We start from the raw sequence: 23,082 nt of genomic DNA on the forward strand, positions 1-23,082 counted from the left end.
TTTCCTTCAATAATTGAGAATACAAATTTAAGTAAAAAAGTGAGATGTTAAAGGTTAGAAGTTATAACTATTTGGAAAGTTTGTTACTATTTTCAAACCAAAATCTAAAATCTACACTCTAAAATCTAAAATTCTTACTCTATAACTTCTCTTTCTAAAAAATAATTCACGATCGCTTCTTTCATCAAAACGGATTGTTCCCCTGCTTTTAAAGGCGGTAATTCTTCTTTTACTCTGTAATGCGGCCATCCGTCTTCATCAAAATACTCAAATTCATAGAATCCGTAAGGTTCTAATAATCGGCAAATGGCGATGTGCATTAAGTTTAATTTTTCATCTTTTTTAAATTCGCGATGCACTTTTCCGAGTTCCTGAACTCCGATTAAGTAAATAATGGCATCTAAATCTAAGTCTTCCCCTTGCGAAAACTGATTGGATAGTATATCGACGAGCTTTTCCCAACGCTCTTTTAATTGTGTATCTCTGGACATTTTTAATTTATGATTTTAGATTTTAGATTTTAGATTGCAGAATGATTTAAAGATTTTTAATCTAAAATCTACAATCTTAATTCTAAAATTATTGTTACAAAGATACGGACTTCAAATCCAATGACATTAAAAAATAAAACAACAGAAAATAAAAACCTTTGCCCCTTTGCATCTCTGTACCTCTGTGTCTTAATAAACAGATAATTCTTTTATATTTGCGCCTCAATAAAACAACAGACATATGAGTTTTTTCGATATGATTTTTGGGGCACTTTTGGCTTTTAGTTTGTACAAAGGTTTTAAAAATGGGCTTTTCGTAGAAGTTGCTTCTTTTATTTCATTATTGCTGGGAATTTACATCGCGATTAAATTTTCTTCTTTGATGAAAGAAATAATCATGAAACATGTTTCCTGGAATCCAAACACGATTCAGATAACTGCCTTTATTCTGACTTTTATTCTGGTTGTAATTGGGGTTTATTTCTTAGCAAAAATCCTTACCGGAATTGCCGATTTCGCTTTCTTGGGCCTACCTAATAAACTTGGCGGAGCTTTTTTCAGAGTTTTGAAAACCATTTTGATTATGAGTGTTTTTATTGCTCTTTTTGAGAAAATAAACTTCAATAATACTTTTGCGAAAAAAGAAACTTTAGATAAATCTATTTTTTATAATCCGGTAAAAAAAGTGGCAGCTTTTGTGTATCCGTCTATTGAAAAATGGTATGAATCTTTTAAAGAAGAACATGCTAAAGATTCTGAGAAAAAATCCACAGAAACTTCTGAAAATGAATAATTATTCCCAGAGGGACAACATATTTATAGGAATTTACGAATACAGCTGGCAGAAACCCCATCGGGGTGGCACTTTCTAATTGTAAGAATCAATATGTCGCTCCGCTGGAGCTTTATTTCCGTTAATATTCTAATTGCTATAAACATATCGCTCCGCTGGAGTTCAGTAACAACAAAACCTAACAGGTTTTAAAAACCTGTTAGGTTTGACAAAGATTGTATCTAGAACTATTTTACCAGTTTATTTCTAATTTCTCTCCTTTTTTCAATGTGATATCTTGCTTTTTATCACCATTGATTAAACTTGTTTTTCCACCATTTTTAGAAAATACAGTTACTTTTTTAAGTAATTTATTTTCCCATTCCATCTCAATTTCAAATCCGCCACGGGAGCAGATTCCTTTTACAGCTCCGGTTTCCCAAGCATCAGGTAAAGCGGGCAATAATCTGATTTCGTTTTCATCAGATTGCACTAACATTTCTGCAACGGCTGCGGCTCCGCCAAAATTACCATCGATTTGAAATGGGGGATGCGCATCGAATAAATTCGGGTATGTTCCTCCTCCTCGTCTTGGTTTTTCGGTTTTCTTTCCGTCCGGATCGACGTAGCGAAGTAATTCTCTGTACATTTTATAAGCACGATTTCCGTCCCAAAGTCTTGCCCAAAGATTAATTCTCCAGCCTTTTGACCAACCTGTGGTTTCATCGCCTTTTATTTCGAGTGTTTTTCTGGATGCTGCAGCTAAATCTGGTGTTTTCTCAGGTGTAATTTGATCACCTGGAAAGAGTCCGAATAGCTGTGATTGATGACGGTGTTTAGGATCTTCGTCATTCCAGTCAAAATACCATTCCTGTAAATTTCCTTTTTTACCCACTTGATACGGATAAAATTTAGAAAGTGCTGTTTCGAGTTTTGTTCTGAAAGCTGAATCAATGTTTAAAACTTTTGAAGCCTTAATAGTTTTATCAAAACATTCTCTAATCATGGCTAAATCTGCCGTTCCACCGTACATTGTTGCTCCAATATAACCGTCTGGTGCAATAAATTTATTTTCAGGTGAAGTTGACGGAGATGTAATTAATTTTCCGTTTTTATCTGTGATCATCCATCTCAGAAAGAATTCAGATGCGCCTTTCATGATTGGATAACCTTCATTTTTCAGGTAATTTTTATCTTGTGTAAAAACATAATGTTCCCAAATATGCGTACTCAGCCAGGCACCGGATAATGGCCAGCAGGCCCAGCTTGGATCATCGTTTCCGAAAGTTCCAACCGGATTTGTCATTGCCCAAATATCAGAGTTGTGTGCCGAAGCCCAGCCTTCATTTACGCCATAAAATGTCTTTGCCGTAACTTTTCCGGTTACGGAAAGATTTTTAATAAAAGATAAAAGCGGCAAATGCATTTCTGAAAGATTGGTGTTTTCGGCTAGCCAATAATTCTCTTCCACATTGATATTCATAGTGTAATTACTGCTCCAGGGCGGGTTTAAATGCGGATTCCAAATTCCTTGTAAATTTGCCGGAACGCCCATTGTTCTTGAACTGCTGATCAATAAATAACGTCCAAAATTGAAATACAAAATCTCCAGATTTTTATCTTCTTTTCCTTCTGAATATCTAAGTAATCTTTCGTCTGTTGGCAAATCCGGAGCGGCTGTTTTGCCTAAATCCAAATTGACACGATTGTAGAATTTTTGATAATCTGTTATATGAGATTCTTTTAATTTATCGAATGGTGTTGCTAATGCTTTGTTCAAGTGTTGCGATGCAATTGCGATATCGTCTAAGCCTTCTGTTGCAGGATTTTTATCAAAACCATTAAAACTTGTTGCCACAGAAACATAAATAATAGCTTCTGTCGCGTCTTTTAAACTTATAGATTCTCTTGAACTTGTAATTTTCCCGTCCGTTTTTTTGATTTGGACTAAAGTTGTAAACCGTGTTCCTCTTTCTTTTACTTCCAGATATTTTGGTAAAACTGTATATCCCGGATTTTCATGAATTGGCGCAGTACCTGTCATTACCAGGATATTATTTCTTACTTCAACATTTGACTTTAGTAAACTCTTTAAATTAATGTCAAAATTTAAAGCGCCTTTTTGATCACTTGTCAATTTGATTACCATTATTTGATCTGGAGCCGAGACAAAATATTCACGGGTATATTTTATGCCAGCCATTTCGTAGCTTACTTTTGATATTGCATTCGAAATATCCAGTTCCCGACGATAATTTACTGCTTTCCCTTTTTCAGTATTATTGATTTCTAAAGTCCCTAAAGGCGCAAAAGACTCGGAGTTTTTACCCTGAACTTTTTTGTTTAATTCGTCTGCCAGTTTGTAATTTTCATTTTTTAAAGCTTCACGAATGGCCAGAATATTTTTGTAGGCTTCCGGATTCATTTTGGCATTTACGGGTTCACCCGACCAAAGCGTTGCATCGTTAAGATAGATTTTATCTGAATTGGCGCCACCAAAAACAGTTGCTCCCATTTTTCCGTTTCCTAAAACAAGGCTTTCCTCAAAAAATTCAGCGGGTTGATTGTACCATAAAACATGATTGGATTGTGCGTTTGCATTTTTACAGAACAATGTGACTAGTAAAATGAAAAATGTTTTTTTTGTGAGGTTTGCGTTCATTTTTGTTGCGTTTAAAATATGTCGCTCCTGCGGAGCTTTATGCTGATGTTCCTTTTTTTACCAACGGATTTATCCCGAAGCCTCGGGATTGCTACCAACATTTCGTTCCTATGGAACTATTTATGGTGGTGTTCACTTTTCATCAACGGATTTACATCCGTCGCTACCGATATTTCGTTCCTATGGAACTATTTTCGATTATAATATATGTTTATCAATTATAAAAATGATATTTTCTTGTTTACCGGTCACCCGCGTGAGGGATAGAAGCTGGCTACCGAAGTAGCGCGGATAGCCCGACCGTACCGAGATAATAAGGCGTATGTACGCAAAGTTTATTTGCCTTATTATCTCGGTACGGTCACGCCCAACTATTTACTAACCTTATACGTCTCATTTGCTGTAATCATTTCCCAATTATCTGTTCTGAAAGGCGATGCCGGGAATTTTTCTTTGTTGAAAAGATTGATTTCTGTGTCATCATCTGCCCAACCGTAGTGAACAGCAACCGGATTTGGAACATTTTCGCTTGAAACGATTATTTTGTTGTCTTTAATTATCGCTTTCGCGGAATGAAAAACTTTGTCGGCACCTGCGATTTCGAAGCCTTTTACGTTTTGCGAATTATCAGAAGCTGATAAACCGCTACCGATGTTATCAAAAGTCAGGATGATCTGATTTCCTTTTATTTCCTGAGATTTATAGGTTGGTCCGCTGTACACTTGTTTTTTACCGTAAACATTGTTTAAGGCAATTGCAGCCAAACGCAATCCAACGTCTTGTTTGTTTGTTGGGTGAATGTCTTTTGCGTTTCCGATATCCGTAGTAACGGCCATTCCGGTGTTTTTCAATTTTAAAGTTTCGGCTTGTGCTTCGCGAAGTTCTGCCCAACGGCTGCCCACTTTACTGTTCCCTTTGAACTCATCAAAAGTGGATAACTGAACGAAGTAAAAAGGGAAATCGCCCTGATTGAATTTTGTTCTCCAATCTGTGATCATTAACGGAAATGCTTTTTTGTATTGATTGGCTCTCCAAACATTGGCTTCGCCCTGATACCATAAAACGCCTTCGATCGCATACGGAACTAAAGGATTTACCATCGCATTGTACAATAATGACGGATAACTGTTTGGTGATAATGACGTTTTTACGACGATAACTTTGAACTTCCATTTTCCGTCAAGCGGAATTGTTTTGTTGCCTAAAGTTAATTTTAAATCGGCTGCATCTCCGTAGATTCCGCCGCCGCCACTGTTATCGACAATTCGTACGGCAATAACATTTTGTCCTTCTTTTAAGACGTTTGCCGGAACTTCGTAAACCCTTTTGAAGTCCCATTGCGTATTTTTACCGACTTCAATTCCGTTTACGTAAGTTATATCTTCGTCGTCGATTTTTGAAAGATATAAAGTGGCTTTGTTTTTAATGTCTTCTGCCGAAAGTGTAATGATTTTACGCATCCAGACAATTCCGTCTAAATCGCCTAACGGTTGATTTTCCCATAAACTTGGCGTATTTAATTCGCCCCAACTTGTATCATTAAATGTTGGTTCTTTGAAGGTGTTTTCGTTTTCTGTACTTACCGGAGTTCCCTGAATTTTTTCGACTCTTTCTTTCATTTGTCTGGCATACAACTTTGAAATAGAATCGATGTTTAATGTTGGAACATCAGCGATCATTGTTTTGAAATCTTCGCTTTTTTGGAAAGCTTCACGGCTTGTCCAGGTTTCAACATTGGTTCCGCCCCAGGAAGTATTGATAATTCCGATTGGAATTTTTAATTCGGCATATAATTTTTTAGCAAAATAATACCCAACTGCTGTAAAATTGCCCACTGTTTCTTTGCTTGAAACTTCCCATTTTCCGGCTTTTAGATCGTCTTTTGGTTTTCCACTTAAATCCTGCGCTACTCCAAAATGACGAATCATAGGGTAATTGGAATCGGCTATTTCTTTTTCGGCATTCACGGTTTTTGATACCTGAAATTCCATGTTAGATTGTCCTGAACAAATCCATACTTCGCCAACTAAAACATCTTTTATGATGATTTTGTTTTTTCCTGTAATGATCAATTCGAAAGGTCCTCCTGCTTTTTCAGCAGACAATTTTATCATCCATTTTCCATTCTTATCGGCAACTATGGATTTGGTTTGTTTGTTGAAATGCACTTCAACTTTTTCATTAGCATCAGCCCATCCCCAAACCGGAATTTCTTTATTGCGCTGCAGTACCATTCCGTCAGCAAACAATAACGGCATTTTTACATTGGCATTAGCTACTATGCTCACCAGCACTAAAAGAAAGGTTATATGTTTTTTCATTTTTTTTAGATTTAAATTAACCGCAAGGTTCGCTATGAATTACGCAAAGTTCGCTAAGCTTTGCGCACATGGCGCTTGCTTTGCGAACTTTGCGGTTCAATCTATGTTATCAAATATATACTTTTTATTTCAATCCATCCTGCAATGCAGTTAATGCCTGCAAATCATATATAGTGTTAGTGCTTCTGTCAAATAACGACATTGTATTTGTACCTAAATTTCCGGCATCCCAATAAAACGGAACCATGCCGTTTACTCTTGACTGTTTTACGACATATTTTAGAAACGCAGCTCTTGATTTTAAATGCAATGTTAGTGCATCACCGGTCAAATTACGTTTTATTGCTCCAAACTCTCCTAAAATCACAGGAATTCCTTTGTCTGTAAACTGTGTTTTCATCATTAAGAAAAACTTATCGACATCCGCCTCTTCTCCCCAAGTCGGATTGTGTGATGGGTCTGTAGTTGAATGATTTCCTGCTCCCCAGTAGTAAAACATTTTTCCCCAGTCTGCATCTTCGGTCATCAAAGTAAACTGATATGGATAAAAGTGAACCTCAGCCATCATTCTGTTTGCTGCTGAATCTGTAGGTAATGAGGTCATCAATTGGTTTGTTTTTTCAATATCTGTCGATGGCCCTTGTACAATTAAATTTCGATATGCATTTTTTCCTCCCGTAGAACGAACAGCATCAATAAACGTTTGATGGTATGACTTTAACACTGCCATTTCCGTAGCATCTTTAACATCCGGCTCATTTGCACTTGCAAAAAGTAAATGTTCATCAAATCCGCGTAAATGAGTTGCAATCTGTTCCCAGAAAGCTTTTTGTTTGGCATTGTTTTCTACTTTCTTGGCTTCGGTAACATTTTTTTCCAGCCATCCGCCATCCCAATGGATGTTTACAATTACATACATATCATTGTCAACGCAATACTGAACGACTTCTTTAACTCTATCCAGCCATACTTCACTGATTTTTGCAGTTGTACCATTAGCATACTGATTCCATGCACACGGAATTCGAATAGCATTAAAACCATTTGCTTTCACAAGATCAATTAATGCTTTTGTAACTTTTGGATTTCCCCAAGCCGTTTCACTTCCTGTAGCTTCAAGAGTATTCCCAATATTCCAGCCCATTTTCATCTTAGCTGCTAACTGAACTGCAGTACTGCTCATTCCTGTAGCATCTGCAACAATTGGATTAGTGTTATAATTTGGATACAAACCACCAGTATTTGCTGCTTGGGAAACGGTTACTTTTACTGCTGCTACTTCGCTTGAACTGATAGTAATTACAGCAGTTCTTACTTCAGAACTTGTATTTTCTGAAGCTTTTACTGTTATTGTTGTTCTGCCAGAAACGCCTGTAGCCGGAGTAAATGTCAACCAGCTTGCTTCTGATGCCGCAACCGTCCAGTTAGTTGCATTTGCTGTAACTATAAATTCTGAAGTACTTGCCGTACTCTGAAAATCAATTTTCTCGACATTAGCCGAAAGTGTTTTTGCAATTGGACCCGGATTCTCCGGAGTAGCTTCTTTATCAGAACTACACGCTAAAATGCTTATCCAGGATAAACACAAAACGGTGTTTAACAGATAACTTTTTATTAGTCTTTTCATTTTAATTTGGTTTTATAGTTAATTAAGTGGTTTCTAATTATTATTCTAAAAATCATTAAATGCATTTGAGAAAATAACTTTCCAAGTAACACTTGTCATTAAGCTATTAAAACCAACACAGTTAATTTGAATCTATTTATTTGATGGTAATCGCAATTTCTTTTTTGATATCTCTTGAAGAATTTCCAACTTTCAAAGTATATTTTCCAGCTTCTACAACCCATTTTTTTGATGCCACATCGTAATATGCCAATTCTTTTACAGGAAGCTGAATAGTAACTGTTTCAGAATTACCCGCTTTTACCAAGACTTTTTTGAAACCTTTTAATTCTTTTGATGCACGACTTACTTTTGAATCTGATTTTGAAGCATATAATTGAACAACTTCTTTTCCATCTACTTTTCCTGTGTTTTTCACATCAACAGAAACCGAGATAGTTTCATTTTCAGCATAAGAAGTTTTATCAGTTTTAGTATTTTCAAAATCAAAAGTGGTATACGACAATCCGTATCCGAAAGGATATAACGGCGCGATATTTTTAGTATCAAACCAACGGTAGCCAATCAAGATTCCTTCAGCATAATTAACGGTTTTTCCGCCTGGGAAGCTTTTTGTTGCGTGTGCAGGAGAATCTATAATGTTTACAGGCATTGTCCATGGTAATTTTCCTGACGGATTTACTTTTCCTAAGATTACATCTGCTAATGCATTTCCTCCTTCAGAACCATTAAACCAACTCCAAACTAAGGCCGAAGTATTTTTACTTACTTCATTAATATCAAAAGGAGCTCCGGCAATCATGACAACAATAGTTCTCGGATTTACAGCTTGTACTTTTTTGATTAATTCTTCTTGTCCAAAAGGCAATTTTAAAGTTCGACGATCAGAAGCTTCTGTTTCATAATCACGATTTGAACCTGCAAAAATGATCGCAACATCTGATTTTTTTGCAGCTTCTACAGCTTCGTTCACTTTTGCCGGATCTAATGCGTCAATTGTTACTGGTCCGTTTAATGTAATATCTCCTAGTTTACCTTTATTTTTTTCATCATAACGCTCTAAATATCCTTCCGCATAATTGATCTTAATAGAAGATGGCAATCTGTTTTTCAAACCTTCAAGAGGTGTAATTTCTCTTTTTGTTTTAACTCCTGCGCCAAATCCGCCTAAAGCATTCTTCTTTGTTGCATTGTTTCCAATGACAGCGATAGATTTTACTCCGTCTAACTTTAAAGGCAATGCGTTGTTTTCATTTTTCAATAAAACAATTGCTTCTGCTGCAATTTTGTAGGCATCCTGATAATGTGCTTCAGTAGAAATACTTCCTTTTACACGATTTTTACTATCTGGTCCCATAGCTTTTACCTGAAACAAAGTGCGTAAAATTCTTTTTACGTGGATATCAATTTCTGCTTCAGACACTTCTCCCGCTTTTGCCGCAGCAACTAACTTATCAGCAAGGAAAAATTCGTTGAATGGTTTTGGTGTTCCCATTTCTATATCTAAACCACTTTTTAAAGATTTAGCTGTTGAATGTACCGCTGCCCAATCTGAAACTACAATTCCTTTAAATCCCCACTCATCACGAAGGATTTTATTCAGCATATAATCATTCTCACATAAGTATTCGCCTCTAAATTTATTATAAGCTCCCATAATTCCATAGGCATGTCCTTCTTTTACTGCAGCTTCAAATGCTGGTAAATAAATTTCGCGAAGTGTACGTTCGTCAATTTGAACATCAACAAAATCACGATTTGTTTCCTGATTGTTCGCTGCAAAGTGTTTAACACAGGCCATTACATCATTGTCTTGTAAACCAACAACTAGAGGCACAGCAATTTTTTTATTCAGAAACGGATCTTCACTCATGTATTCATACGTTCTTCCGCCAAGTGGTGTTCTTACCATATTAATGGCCGGTGAAAGTAACATGTCTTTGTCACGTGCACGCATTTCCTGTCCAAGACTATTCCCAAAGGTATACGCCATTTCCGCATCCCAGGTTGCAGCCAACGCACCTCCTGCCGGATAGTAAGTTGCAAAATCGTTTGTTAAACCTGCCGGGGCCCAATTGTCACGCGAAATTTCTTCACGAACTCCTAAAGGTCCATCAGCCATTTTTAATTCGGGAATACCTAAACGTTCAACGGCGCCAGTACTAAACATACTGTTTCCATGCAACATTCCGATTTTTTCCTCCAATGTCATTTGAGAAACCAACTTGTCTATCTCTGCATCAAATTCTGAACTAATTTCTTTTCCCTGATGCTCTTCGGTCTGAACAGCATTTGAATTTTCGCCTTGTGCGTCTTTTTTACAAGAAGTAAGCAAAGCAAAAGCCATAAAAACCGGTAGATATATCATTTTCTTTTTCATGTTTATTATTTATTTTTTGTGGTTTTTTAATAGTTTATTGTTTGACGAAATTGAATAGAACAACATCATTTTCGTTAATCTTAAAATCTTTACTATAAGTTCCTTTTGAATCAATTACGACTTTTTCAATTGCAATTGGAGCTCCATTGTTATGTTCTTTAATTTTCTTCACCTGATCAATGGTAAGCTGAGTGGGTTTGTTCATAGCTAAATAATCGGCGTAAGCGTCATTTGCTTTATAACCCACTTTATAAATCTCCAAATTGTATTTCCCTTTTTGAAGTCCGTCTACTTCAATTTTCACCGTTCCTTTAGACTGAGAAGGCAAATCCTGAACGTAGTAGGTTTGATTCCAAACCTTATCGCCTGGATGTGTATTCGTAAAATCCCAAAACAATAACTGAACATCTCCTTTTGCATTTTTAGCCGCCCATGAAGAGGTGTCTTTATTCTGAAGTTCTGTTTCTCCCAATTTATTCAGAAGAGAATAAGAAAAATAAGCTGGTTTTTTAATTCCTTGTGTATTCAGTAATCCAAAACCTCCGTGAAAAGGGGTGAACCTTGGACCCGGTTCTTCAAAAATATCAGTGAATACCCAATAGGACATTGAGTTTGCCGCGTTACCAACTTGTTTTAATTTCTGCAAAATATAAGCTGCCGAATGATAGCTGTCGTGAATAGGATCTGCCGGCGTATAAGAAGAACTCCATTCTGTATAATGCAATTCTAATTTTGGTTTAGCCGAATTCGAAATTTGATCGCGAGATTTGATTACATCACCGCTTATACTGGAATCATCTTTGCTTAAAACCGTTCCCGAAGTTCCAAATTCATCTAAATAACCTTGATTTACTCCATAAGTATGTGTAGAAATAAAATCTAACGGCACATTATTTTTAACACAAAAATCAATTGTTTCCGGAACCCAGCCCGCACCTGCCGTTGCTGGCCCACCTACTTTGTAAGCTGGATTTACTGCTTTTATACCTCGTGCTGCATATTCATACAGTTTAAAATATTCTGCTTGCGTTCCCGTCCAGAAACCTGGCGTTAAATTAGGTTCGTTCCAAACTTCAAAATACCATGTTTTTACTTCTTCGTCTCCGTAACGTTCTTTGAAATGTTGGGTTAGGTTTCGAATTAAATCTTCCCATTTTTTATAATCTTTTGGAGGGGTTACATTTCCTTTCCACCAAAAAATCGTTTCTTTTCCACTAGCCAAAGCCTCTGGCATAAAACCCAATTCAACAAAAGGTTTCATTTTAATACTCAGAATAAAATCATACAAAACATCAATATACTGGTAATTGTATTCCGGATTTCCTTTTGCATCTTCCCTGTAAACCGCCATATCATCAGACAATAAACCATGCATTCTGATGTATTTAAAGTCACATTCTTTTTTGGTAAGCGCGAGCTGCTGTTGCCAGTCGGCACGTAAACCTTCATTGGCACGACCTGCACCAATGCATTCTTTGAACATGGTGTTTAGTTTTCCGGCCGTTTTATTATAATCCACTTTTATGACTCTGTCTGAACTAGTATTGGTCTGCTGTCCAAACATTTCAGCATTGTAAAGTGATATTAAAATAAGCAGTATGATCCCTTTTCTTTTCATTTCAATTATTTCACGATTATTTTTTTATTAAGCAGAATAACATCTGAAGCACTTCCTACCTGAATTTCAATAGTATTGTTTTCCAGTTCAAATTGTTGTTTTGCTGTATTCCAATATTCTAAATCCTTTGCTTTTAAAGTCAATACAACATTCTTCTTTTCTCCGGCTTTAAAGAAAATCCGCTGAAATGCCTTCAATTCTTTTTCAGGACGTTCCACTTTTGACTGTAATTGTTTTACATATAACTGAATTACCTCGTCTCCGTCTCTGCTTCCTGTATTCGTAACAGAAACTGTAATTTTTATTTCAACATTTTTTGAAATAGTTTCCGAGCTCGCTTCAATTGAATTGTATTTAAAACTGGTATAACTTAAGCCATGTCCAAAAGCATATAAAGGTTTTCCTTTAAAATACATATAGGTTCTGCCGTTTCGGATATTGTAATCCAATAAATCTGGTAGATCTGTAATGTCCTTTACCCAAGTTTGCGTTAAACGTCCAGCCGGATTATAGTCTCCAAATAAAACATCAGCCAAAGCGCTTCCTGTTTCCTGACTGTTTTGTGTCATGTGAACAATTGCCGGAACATGTTCCTGTGTCCAGTTGATGGCATAAGGAAAACTGCTAATCAGAGCGACTACCGTTTTCGGATTGGCCTGATATACTACTTTGATCAAATCTTCCTGCTCTAAAGTCAGCGATTGACGATCGACAGCTTCTTTTCCTTCACTTGGAACCGGACAATTTGCCCAGCCCGCATTACAAACCGGATGATTACCAACTATAACAATTACTGCATCTGCTTTTTTGGCTATTTCAACCGCTTTGCCGTCTATATTATTTTTCGCAACCAGAATTTCAACATTGTTGCCTAGTTTATTTTTTATTCCCTCTAAAGGTGTAATGGTATAGGGAGGTGTTCCGCTGTACCAATCGAGAAGCACTTCATCAGCGCGATTCCCGATTATCGCAATTGTTTTTAATTTGTCTTTTTGTAAAGGCAATAGATTCGAATCGTTTTTAAGCAAAACAATAGATTTTTGGGTGGCTTCTAAAGCGATTTTTTTATGCGCCTCAGTTTTCCACGGATCAATGGTGTCTCTTCCTGTTCCGATTTTGGCATACGGGTTTTCACCCGTAACATCTAACATTCCTAGCTGAATCATAACTCTGTAATTCCCTCGAATAACAGCATCAATATCTTTTTCTTTTAAATAACCATGCGAAAGAGCACCATAAACACCTTCTGTATATTCATCTAAAAACTGATTGATTCCGGCTTTTATAGCGGCAGCAGCTCCCAGATATTTATCAGCATAATATTTATGATCTGAAAGCAATAATTTGAATGCGCCTCCATCGGTGCAAATTATTCCATTTTGCCCCCATTCTTTTTGGGTAATGTTTTTCAGCATTGGGTGAACCATTGCCGGAATTCCGTTTACTTTATTATAGGCCGCCATGTAAGCTCGCGAACCGCCTTCAACAACTCCCATTTGAAAAGGCAGGGCATAATATTCTCTCCATAATCTTTCATCAAAATCAGATGACGTATAGGTTCTCCCGTCTTCATTGCTGTTGGCTAAAAAGTGTTTCATTAAAGAAGCCGTCTGCCAATACTTAGAATTGTTTCCCTGCAATCCTTTTACGAAAGCAACTGTCATTTTTCCATTAAAAAAAGCATCTTCGCCATAACTTTCTTCGGTACGTCCCCAACGCGGATCTCTTGCGATATCAGCATTTGGAGCACGAACGACTAATCCGCCGCGATGGTATTTCTGAAAAGCATATCGAGTTTCGTAACCTTCAACATTGGCCACTTTCTGAAGTAGATCGACATCCCACGTTTCTCCCAAACCATAAGCCTGAGGAAAAGTTGTTGTTGTTATAGGCTGTTTATTTTTTCCGCCCCATTCTGCCGGTCCGCCCAAGGCCAAACCATGCAATCCTTCTACATGACCTGTCCCTACAACCCCTAATCTTTTTATAGACGGATTTGTGCTCAAAGCCTGAATTTTTTCATCGAGCGTCAACAATGACAGCAAATTATCAATACGCTTTTCAGTATCTAATTTAGAATCCTGAAAAGGATATTGTTTTTGCTGCGACAACATCAAATTGACCGACAAAAGAAAAACGATATGTAGCGAAAGGTTTTTCATTTAAAAAATCGTGGCTATTAAACCTTGGGTTGAAATTTTTATTATATTTTTTTGAAAATTTAATAAGGGTGTAAAAAATACCTAACAGGTTTTGAAAACCTGTTAGGATATCAAATTAATTATAGTTTTTTGAATCTAATTGCTGTTCCACCAGCACCGCCTAAATGCAATTTTAATACATCTGAAGCTTTAACCGTTTTCTTAGAAATTGCAATTTCAGCCGGATTGTGTGTTTCATCCGTTCCTTCTGCATCAGCATAAATTTGCGCTTCGTACGTTGCTGTTGGATCTAAAAATGATAAAGCAACATTTACATCTCTTGCTTTTTCATTTGTAATAGTTCCTAAATACCAATCGGCACTGTTTCTGTCTTTACGTGCTGTAGTAATGTATTCTCCAATTTTTCCTTCCAACACTTTAGTATCTTCCCAGTCTGTCGGAACATCTTTTAAGAATTGCAAAGCTGGTTTTCCTTCGTAGTTTTCAGGAAGATCGGCCATCATTTGGATTGGTGCATAAATCGTTACATACAATGCCAATTGTTGTGCTGCAGTTCCGTGTACTCTTTTTCCAGGGAAACCTTGTTTTACCTCAACATCAAAAATTCCCGGTGTAAAATCCATTGGACCTGAAAGTAATCTGGTAAAAGGAATAATCGTTAAGTGATTCGGTGGATTTCCTTCGCTCCAGGCGTTGTATTCCTGACCTCTTGCCGCTTCCCTTGAAACCATGTTCGGAAAAGTTCTTCTTTCTCCGGTATCTTTTATCGATTCGTGGTATAAAACAGCTAAATCATATTGCGCTGCTTTTTCTAAAATATATCTGAAATAATTTACTCCAAATTGTCCGAAATGATTTTCTTTCATGTTCAATTTAGAACCTACGTGACCAATTTTAACCGAATGCATTCCTAATTTCTTGTACAATGCAAAACCTTCGTCTACTTCTTTTAAATAGTTAATTAGGTTTGAACCCGTTTCATGGTAACCAATAAGAGCTACGCCTTTTTTGTTTCCGTATTCCACCACTTTTTCTAAGTCGAAATTGTCGGCGCTTTTTGTGAAACTGAACATATGCATGTGGTTTTCATACCAAGCTGGTGTCCAGCCTTTATTCCATCCTTCAATCAATAAATGATGAAATCCTTCTTTGGCTGTAAAATCAATATATTCTTCAGCGTGTTTGGTTGTTGCTCCTTGTTTGTCGCTTTCCCAAAAAGTATATTTTCCGATGTGCATTCCCCACCAGATTCCGAAGTATTTGTAGGGTTGGAAATAACTTGCTGTATTTTTTAATTTGTTTGGTTCGTTAAGATTTAAAATCAAATAAGAAGTAATTAAATCTCCCGGAGTTTCTCCAATTTGCAGTGTTCTCCAGGAAGAGGTAAAGGTATCTTTTACACGAACTTTTACACCATCTGCCCAAGGCACTAAATCTGATTTCAATTGTGTTCCGGTTGTATTAACCAAAGTCATACTGGCAAAATCTACCAAATTGGCTTCGTGAAAACTCAAGGCCAGTCCGCTTTTACTTTCAATTGTAAGTGGTGTCAAAACCGTATCTAAAGTACTTACCGGAGCATCTTTAAAAAGATATTCATCGCGGTTTTCTCTGTTTGCCGGAATCCACCACGCTTTTCCATCTTCTTTCAAATTAAAAGTCGTTTTTTCATCCATAATGAAAATACTGTCTTTTACATTTTGTTTTGGATAGACATATCTAAAAGCGATTCCGTCATCAAACGCACGAAACTGAATTTCTAATTTGCGCTTGTTTCCGCTTTTTTGCTGTAATTCAACTGAAAGCTGATTGTAATGGTTTCTGATGTTTTTCTTTTCTCCCCAAACCTGTTCCCAGGTTTCATCAAATGAAGTATTTTTTACATTTTTGATTTCGAAGTCAGAACTTAAATTTTCATTTCCTTTCAATAAAAATCCCATATCTGATGGTGTAATCACTTCGGTCTTACCGTGTGAAACAGCATATTTTGGAGCATTTTTTACCAGCTCGAATTTGATTTTATTCTGCCCGTTCGGCGAAGCCAATTCGTAAGCATTTTTATTTTTCTGACTGTATCCAATCGTAATGGAAAGCAATACGGCGGAAAGAACTAGATTTTTTTTCATGATTTTTTCTTAATTCGTCTTTTATAAATCGGATGCCGATGTAACTGCATCCGATTTAAAAAGACTCAACTTAAACTAACTTATTTTTTATCCTTTTGGGGATGTTTTTTTTTGCCACTCCCGATAGCTATCGGGATAAAAGATTCGAAATGATTTTTAATTTTTTTCTCACGCAGATTTAACAGATCTGGCAGATTTCTAATTTTTAATTCTCAACCTTTAATCATTTTATACTTTTTTATCCCGTAGGGATTTAATGTTGGTAGAAAAACAGAAACCCGGTTTTAATGTCCCGTCAGGGACTACATGTTCTTATTTTGTGTATTCCCTAACGGGAAAAATTACGACAATAATTATATTGCTACCGACATTAAATCCCTATGGGATAAAACAAATGATTTATTTAACCCACTCTGTTTTGAAAGTGGTTTTTCCGTTTAATGGGTTTGCATTTACGTCAAAATTGTTTCCGTTTTTGCTTACTTTAATTTCTTGTACAGCATCTCCCTCCGGTAAAAATACTTTGGCTGTCGCCGAAGTTGTTTTATCACTTGCATATACTTTCAGCGTTAATTTGCTCCAGTCCATGTCTTTTGTGGATTGTGCCAAAGCGATATGAGGCAAGGCAGTTCCGTCTTTCACTAAAACTATAATTGGCACTTCGCCCGCTTTGATTTTATGCCAGCCTGATTGGTAAACTTTTTTAGTTTGATAATCAATCCATGTTCCTTCCGGAAGATAAACGTCTCTTTCTGTCACTTCTTCAAAAAGTGGCGCAACCAACATACTTGATCCGAATAAATACTCGTTATCAACTAACCAGGCTCCCGGATCATTTGGATATTCTACAAATAAAGCGCGCATCATTGGTAAACCTTTTTGAGAACTTTCTTTTGCCTGAGCGTAGATGTATGGCATCAATTCGTAACGCATATTATCTGCTTTTCTAAATCCTTCTAAGAAATCTTTGCTGTATAACCAAGGTTCGCGCGGAGGTTCTCCGTGGCTTCTTACGTGAGAAGTAAACATTCCGAATGGTGCCCATCTTCTGTATAAATTCTCAGGCGATTTTGTTGCAAATCCACCCACATCATGACTCCAGAAACTGAATCCGCTTAATCCTAAGGATAGTCCGCCTCTTAATTCAGCCGACATAGCTCCATTTGAAGTTTCGGCATCTCCACCCCAATGTAGTGGGTAACGCTGAGATCCTGCCCATGTACTTCTCGCCCAGATTAAAGTGTAACCTTTTTCTTTCTGCGTAATTTCGGCTACAGCCTTATTGTATCTTAAAGGATATAAATTATGTTCGTAAAAACCAGTTCTTCCTGAATGGTAAATTCCGTCTGGCGGAGCAGCTTCTCCAAAATCAACTTTGAAAACAGAAACGCCCTGATCAAATAATTTCTTCAATTTTGCTTGATACCAGGTAACGGTTTCCGGGTTTGAAAAATCTAATACAGCATCTTCGTAAGGAAGGTTTCCTTTACGGTCTCTTACTGCTAAATTTTTATCCATGATTTCATTGAACAACGTATTCTTTGGCGTGAAATACGGCAACTGCCATAAACAAACATGAAAACCATCGTCTTTTAGATCCGACATCATTTTTTGAGCATCCGGGAAACGCGCTTTTGCAAACTCGTAGTTGTTTCTCCAGTCTACATCAAACCAACCTGTATCAAAATGAATTACATCTGTTGGAATCTTATATTTACGTAAATCTTTGGCTACTTCTCTTCCTTCTTTTTCAGTAAAATAAGTGATTCTACTCATCCAAAATCCGAAAGACCAAAGTGGTGGCATTGCTGCTTTTCCAGTCAAATCTGTATATTGATCTAAAATGTCTTTTGGTTCTCCGATAAAGAAAAACAAATCGGCTTCGTCATCTCCAATGTACATTTCATTGGCACTTCCAAAGTATCTTCCAAAATCAACCGTAATTGGTGTTGAATGGTGCATGAAAACTCCGTATCCACGGCTACTCATGTAAAACGGAACCGGTTTGTACATCGTTTCATTTTGGATTCCGTTAGCATCATCCGTCCATAAAACTACTTTTTGTCCGCGTTTGTTGAATTGTGTGAAAGATTCTCCACAACCAAATATTTTTTCATCTGGTTCTAAGCTAAAAGCAGCGCCCATACTTCTTGAGTAATCGCTGTTTCTGCGCACATAAGAAAATGGAAGTGTTGGTGTATAAGTGTTTTTGAAATCTGTATCGTGAAGTGTACTGGTTAGTAATTTTCCGTTTTCATCATAGATTTTTACGTGCCACGGTTTTGTCAAAATTTCAACTCTTCCGTGTTCACTTGTATAACTGTGACCACCTTCAATTTTAAAATATTTCCATAATTCAGGGTGATTTGGCGCAACGCCATTAATCAACATCAAAGATTCTTTTTCCGGATGAAATTGCGGCCCTGAAGTTGTTTTGATTCGGATGGTTCTGTCTGAAACAAACTGAATCTGGAAAGGCAATTCAGGTGAAACTTCATATTCCGTTGTTGGGAATTCGTTTGGTTTCTCCACATCAGGTTTCATCATCATGTTGTTGAAAGCCTGACGTGTTTTGTAATTGTATCTCAAATATTTTATAGTTCCCTTTCCGGTTGCGGGATCAAAACCAGTTAATTCATCAGCAAAATAAAAAGTATTCAGGTAATTCTGAAAATCTTTACTGATATCTATTGGAGCGTTCAAAACATCTGCGTTCTGAATTTGTGCCGAGACTTTTGGCGTCAATAACAATCCCAGGAAAAGAGATAAAGAAGCTATTTGTATTTTTTTCATCGTGTATCTTTTACTATTATTTTATTCTGCTGTAATTACAATTGTTGCGGGTTTTAATCCATTCGCTTTAGCGGTTAATTCTAATCTTCCTGTTTTATTAGTAGACTGAACAATTACTAAACATTTTCCATTTAAAGCTGTATGTTTAGATCCTTTGTACGGTTCGTGACTTACCGGATCTCCACTGCAAACGCCCACTATTTTTCCGTTTCCTTTTAAAGAGAAATTGATTTCGTTATTCGCATTTGGAGCCAAAACACCTTTTGCATCCAAAATATCAACGGTTACAAATGATAAATCATTTCCGTCTGCCTTTATATTCTCTCTGTCTGCCGTTAATTTTAAATTGGTTGGATTTCCTGCTGTTTTGATTTCGGTTTCTAAAACTGTTTTCCCGTTTTTACGAGAAACCGCTTTTAAGGTTCCGGCCTGGAAAGGAATTCTCCACATTACATGAAGATCATCTCCTTTTTTGCTTCTGATTCCGACAGATTTTCCGTTTAAGAAAAGCTCAACCTCATCCGCTTTATTATAGTAGGCCCAAACATCAACAGTTTGTCCTGCTTTCCAGTTCCAATGTGGGAAAATATGCAGCACGGTTTTGTCTGTCCATTCGCTTTGGTACATATAATAAACGTCTTTTGGGAAACCGGCTAAATCTACGATTCCAAAATACGAACTAATTGACGGCCATTCATAAGGAGTTGGTTCTCCGATATAATCAAAACCTGTCCAGATATACATTCCGGAAAGAAAATCGTATTTTTTAATTACTTTCCAGGTTGCCTCATGTGTAGAACCCCAAGGTGTCTGCACCTGATCGTAAGCTGAAACAGTATTGTCCGGATTTCCTTCTGTAAATTTAAGATCCCATCTTACCGGCCATTTTTTAATGGTGTCTGAAACAGCATCATAATATCCTCGGGTTTGTAAACCAGAAGTAGTTTCGGTTGCAATGAAAGGTGTATTAGGAAAGTTTTTTTGATGGTGTTCGTAAGTCTGATGCGCATAATTGTATCCAATAAGATCTAAAACTCCAGATGCGGCAAGTGGATTAATTTGCACATTGCTTTTTTCGAATTGTAATGTTACGTCATCAATATTCATGTTTACCGGCGGATTCATTGCTGCAGTCAACGGACGCGTTTTATCGTACTGACGTGTAATCGCTGCTAATTCTTTTGCAATTGCAACACCGTTTTCATTCCATTGTTCCGGAATTTCATTTCCGATACTCCAAACAAAAATACTTGGGTGATTACGGTCGCGAAGCAATTGATCAATTAAATCTTTCTTGTGCCATTTGTCCCAGTCATTTCCGTAATCGTATTTGGTTTTGGTTTGTTTCCACATATCAAAAGCCTCATCCATAACAATGAAACCCATTTTATCACAAAGATCCAAAAGTTCCGGAGCCGGAGGGTTATGAGATGTCCTGATTCCATTAACACCCATTTCTTTCAGAATTTCTAACTGACGTTCGATAGCGCGTGTATTGATTGCAGCACCTAAAGGTCCTAAATCATGATGCATACAAACTCCTTTAATTTTAACCTGTTTTCCGTTTAAAATAAATCCTTTCTTCAAATCAAATTTGAAATCTCTGATTCCGAAATTGGTTTTGTATTGATCTACAATTTTATCATCAACTGAAATTTCAGTAACTGCGGTATATAATTCCGGTTTTTCAACTGACCACAAAATTGGAGTTTGAACTTCTGCTGCTTGTTTGATGGTTTGATTCGTATTTGCACCAATCGTTATATTTTGAGTAACTGATGTTACTTTAGTATCTTCTTTAAAAATAGTAGTGGTTACTGTTGCTTTTTTTGAAGCCGAATTTTGATTCTGAATGGTAGTTTCAAAATTTACCGAGGCTTTTTCGGCAGTAACTTTTGGAGTGGTAACATAAGTTCCCCATTGACCAACATGAAGTTTATCGGTAGTTTCGATCCAGACGTTTCTAAAAATTCCTGAACCCGAATACCAACGTGAATTGGGTTGTTTTGAATTGTCAACCTTAACAATTATTTCATTGTTTTTGTCTCCATAATTTAAATACGGCGACATATTGTATTGAAAGCCAATATATCCGTTTGGACGTTTTCCTAAATAATGTCCGTTTACCCAGACTTCACTGTCTTTGTAAACCCCATCAAAAAGGATTGAAGTTACTTTGCTACTATCTTCAACGGCAACTTTGAATGTTTTTTTGTACCATCCTAAACCTCCGTTTAAAGCTCCTCCGCCATAACCTGCCGGACTTTTTTCATCAAATTTTCCTTCGATGCTCCAATCATGAGGAACATTTAAAGTTCTCCATTTTGTTGAAGATCCAATGGTGTCTTTATCAATGATACTATCATTGAGATGAAAACTCCAATTAGTATTAAAAGAAATTTTTCTGGAAGTAAAAACATCATTATTCCCTTTACTGCAACTTAAAAGTGCAAAAAGCGAAAAAATAATAAGTGTTTTAAAAAGGTTTGAATTTTTCATTATTTCTTAAATGGTTTAAAGTATATAAATGTATCAATAAGTGTTTAAAATACACCACCTATCGATACATTATACTTTAGTTGCACATTTTCTTTTATTAAACAGCTCCTAAATATTGTAGGGATTGCTATCAAAAGTTGGGTATGAGTCCTAACTTTTGATAGCTGATGCCCGTTTAAAAACCAAAATGTATTACTATTAATTCATCTTTAATTTAAGACAAAATGGAAAACCATATATTCGCTCTTACTTGGATCTCTTTTTCCAAACCAAATATCAGTAACAACATTTCCTGTTTTTGCAGTTTTCACAATTTTCCATTGGTTTTCTGCTGTCGTAGAAACTGATGCCCAAGAACTTCCAATCGGGAATGTTGGTGAAATACCACTAAATGTAATAATGTTAGTACCTGCTTCAGTAGCATAAGTACCTGATTTTGTTACACCATTGCTATCCACAGTTGATACTTTACCATCGTTTGAGAAACTAATTTTGTTTTTAACAACGTTTGTTTGATCACTAGCAACATATCCTGTCCAACCTGCAGCTTCGTAATCAGCAACTGAATTCCAATTGTTTAAAAATGCACCGTTCAAATCGGTCCAGTTAAAAGGAGTGTCTTTGCTTAAACTCCAAGTTTTAGTGGTTGTAGTTGTAGTTGATAATAAATCATCTACTGTTCCTCCATTTAAATCAATAGCCGGATTTGGATCTGCAACAACTGCTGGTACCCAATTATCACTATATTGTTTTGATATAAAGTTATAAACCAATGTTGCTGCACCATCACAACTACCTTTTCTTAAAACACCAACTTGTAATGTATTTTCAGTGATAGACATAATTTTCATCGTTCTCCAATCGGCCACACAGTTTTCATATTCATTAGTATGTAAAATAGTAGCACCCGATGTAGTTAACATCTTTGCATCAGCATCTAAATAATATGTCCCTGATTCCTGACCATAACTTGGTATCATTTTATGGTCAGTTGTTAAAAATGGACCACCATCTAAACTGAAAGTCATACTTCCGTAGTCGCCTTGAGCTGCAATCCACGTATTTCCTTTCCATTCCGGACTCCAATTCCAACAATCTGCGCCATAACATCCATTATCACCACCTTCTAACCATGCGTTATCAGTACCATAAAAGAACATAGGTCCCATAAAATATTTTGAAACCCCATCAGCATTTAAATCTAAATACCATGTTTTTGATTTCCCTACTCCACCTGAAAGTAAATTCCACAGAGGATCGTTTACATAGTTTAAATTATCTTTAGTAACAGTGATTGTCACAGGATCTAATTCAACAATACCACCACCGGTTACTGCTGTAATTTTTATAGTATAATTTCCTTTAAAAGCATATTTAACCGTTTCAGTAGCCTTATCTGATTTTCCCGTCACATAATCCCAGGTTAGAATAACTCCTGGGGTTGTGTTTTTCATTATGACAGTATTTCCACCCGGATCTGCTACAAAATCCTGAGTAATTTCAAATTTAATATCTGATTTGTTCATCTGACCATCCAAAGAATAAGTTTCAGGAGAACAAGATGATAGTAGCATTACCAACATCAAAAATGACGTCATTAATAATTTAATATTTTTCATTTTCTTATATTT

12 protein-coding genes are annotated in these 23,082 nt (G+C 36.5%); 1 reads left to right on the forward strand and 11 read right to left on the reverse strand.

The window, feature by feature from the left end:
- Nucleotides 1–134: 134 nt before the first annotated feature.
- Complete coding sequence (locus IRZ99_RS12385; protein WP_026983668.1) at nt 135–491, reverse strand: hypothetical protein; 357 nt, start codon at nt 489–491, stop codon at nt 135–137.
- 241 nt (nt 492–732) lie between these two features.
- Between IRZ99_RS12385 and IRZ99_RS12390 the strand changes: the two genes are divergently transcribed.
- Nucleotides 733–1,284, forward strand: a complete 552-nt coding sequence (locus IRZ99_RS12390; protein WP_194657554.1) for a CvpA family protein — start codon at nt 733–735, stop codon at nt 1,282–1,284.
- Nucleotides 1,285–1,516: 232 nt separating this feature from the next.
- On the opposite strand, the gene IRZ99_RS12395 is transcribed toward IRZ99_RS12390, so the two are convergent.
- The 10 genes from IRZ99_RS12395 to IRZ99_RS12440 form a co-directional block, all read right to left on the reverse strand.
- The gene (locus IRZ99_RS12395; RefSeq protein ID WP_194657555.1) at nt 1,517–3,925 is read right to left on the reverse strand and encodes a glycoside hydrolase N-terminal domain-containing protein; all 2,409 of its coding nucleotides are present in this window, start codon (nt 3,923–3,925) and stop codon (nt 1,517–1,519) included.
- A 371-nt stretch (nt 3,926–4,296) separates the two neighbouring features.
- Nucleotides 4,297–6,246: a sialate O-acetylesterase gene (locus IRZ99_RS12400; RefSeq protein ID WP_194657556.1), complete on the reverse strand. Its 1,950-nt coding sequence runs from the start codon at nt 6,244–6,246 to the stop codon at nt 4,297–4,299.
- Nucleotides 6,247–6,370: 124 nt separating this feature from the next.
- A complete protein-coding gene (locus IRZ99_RS12405) occupies nt 6,371–7,873 on the reverse strand; it encodes a cellulase family glycosylhydrolase (protein WP_194657557.1) in 1,503 nt (500 codons plus the stop codon).
- A 136-nt stretch (nt 7,874–8,009) separates the two neighbouring features.
- Entirely contained in the window at nt 8,010–10,253 is a 2,244-nt protein-coding gene (locus IRZ99_RS12410) for a glycoside hydrolase family 3 C-terminal domain-containing protein (protein ID WP_194657558.1), read from the reverse strand.
- Nucleotides 10,254–10,287: 34 nt separating this feature from the next.
- Nucleotides 10,288–11,871 carry a glycoside hydrolase gene (locus IRZ99_RS12415; RefSeq protein WP_194657559.1) on the reverse strand — a complete coding sequence of 528 codons (1,584 nt, stop codon included), beginning with the start codon at nt 11,869–11,871 and terminating at the stop codon, nt 10,288–10,290.
- Between the two features lie 5 nt (nt 11,872–11,876).
- Nucleotides 11,877–14,033 (reverse strand): glycoside hydrolase family 3 C-terminal domain-containing protein, encoded by a 2,157-nt coding sequence (locus IRZ99_RS12420; protein WP_228519079.1) that lies wholly within the window; start codon nt 14,031–14,033, stop codon nt 11,877–11,879.
- 119 nt (nt 14,034–14,152) lie between these two features.
- Entirely contained in the window at nt 14,153–16,159 is a 2,007-nt protein-coding gene (locus IRZ99_RS12425; RefSeq protein WP_194657560.1) for a glycoside hydrolase family 97 protein, read from the reverse strand.
- 399 nt (nt 16,160–16,558) lie between these two features.
- The gene (locus IRZ99_RS12430) at nt 16,559–18,952 is read right to left on the reverse strand and encodes an alpha-xylosidase (RefSeq protein ID WP_194657561.1); all 2,394 of its coding nucleotides are present in this window, start codon (nt 18,950–18,952) and stop codon (nt 16,559–16,561) included.
- Nucleotides 18,953–18,973: 21 nt separating this feature from the next.
- A complete protein-coding gene (locus IRZ99_RS12435; RefSeq protein ID WP_194657562.1) occupies nt 18,974–21,451 on the reverse strand; it encodes a glycoside hydrolase family 2 TIM barrel-domain containing protein in 2,478 nt (825 codons plus the stop codon).
- 209 nt (nt 21,452–21,660) lie between these two features.
- Nucleotides 21,661–23,070 carry a hypothetical protein gene (locus tag IRZ99_RS12440; RefSeq protein ID WP_194657563.1) on the reverse strand — a complete coding sequence of 470 codons (1,410 nt, stop codon included), beginning with the start codon at nt 23,068–23,070 and terminating at the stop codon, nt 21,661–21,663.
- Nucleotides 23,071–23,082: the final 12 nt, after the last annotated feature.

The sequence above is a fragment of the Flavobacterium sp. LC2016-12 genome (assembly GCF_015351595.1).
Lineage (GTDB): Bacteria > Bacteroidota > Bacteroidia > Flavobacteriales > Flavobacteriaceae > Flavobacterium.

Excerpts from the sequence above, each read along its gene's own strand:
- IRZ99_RS12385 (WP_026983668.1), bottom strand. The coding sequence starts at position 491 with ATGTCCAGAGATACACAATTAAAAGAGCGTTGGGAAAAGCTCGTCGAT.
- IRZ99_RS12395 (WP_194657555.1), bottom strand. The coding sequence starts at position 3,925 with ATGAACGCAAACCTCACAAAAAAAACATTTTTCATTTTACTAGTCACA.
- IRZ99_RS12435 (WP_194657562.1), bottom strand. The coding sequence starts at position 21,451 with ATGAAAAATTCAAACCTTTTTAAAACACTTATTATTTTTTCGCTTTTT.
- IRZ99_RS12430 (WP_194657561.1), bottom strand. The coding sequence starts at position 18,952 with ATGAAAAAAATACAAATAGCTTCTTTATCTCTTTTCCTGGGATTGTTA.
- IRZ99_RS12410 (WP_194657558.1), bottom strand. The coding sequence starts at position 10,253 with ATGAAAAAGAAAATGATATATCTACCGGTTTTTATGGCTTTTGCTTTG.
- IRZ99_RS12420 (WP_228519079.1), bottom strand. The coding sequence starts at position 14,033 with ATGAAAAACCTTTCGCTACATATCGTTTTTCTTTTGTCGGTCAATTTG.
- IRZ99_RS12440 (WP_194657563.1), bottom strand. The coding sequence starts at position 23,070 with ATGAAAAATATTAAATTATTAATGACGTCATTTTTGATGTTGGTAATG.
- IRZ99_RS12405 (WP_194657557.1), bottom strand. The coding sequence starts at position 7,873 with ATGAAAAGACTAATAAAAAGTTATCTGTTAAACACCGTTTTGTGTTTA.
- IRZ99_RS12400 (WP_194657556.1), bottom strand. The coding sequence starts at position 6,246 with ATGAAAAAACATATAACCTTTCTTTTAGTGCTGGTGAGCATAGTAGCT.
- IRZ99_RS12415 (WP_194657559.1), bottom strand. The coding sequence starts at position 11,871 with ATGAAAAGAAAAGGGATCATACTGCTTATTTTAATATCACTTTACAAT.
- IRZ99_RS12390 (WP_194657554.1), top strand. The coding sequence starts at position 733 with ATGAGTTTTTTCGATATGATTTTTGGGGCACTTTTGGCTTTTAGTTTG.
- IRZ99_RS12425 (WP_194657560.1), bottom strand. The coding sequence starts at position 16,159 with ATGAAAAAAAATCTAGTTCTTTCCGCCGTATTGCTTTCCATTACGATT.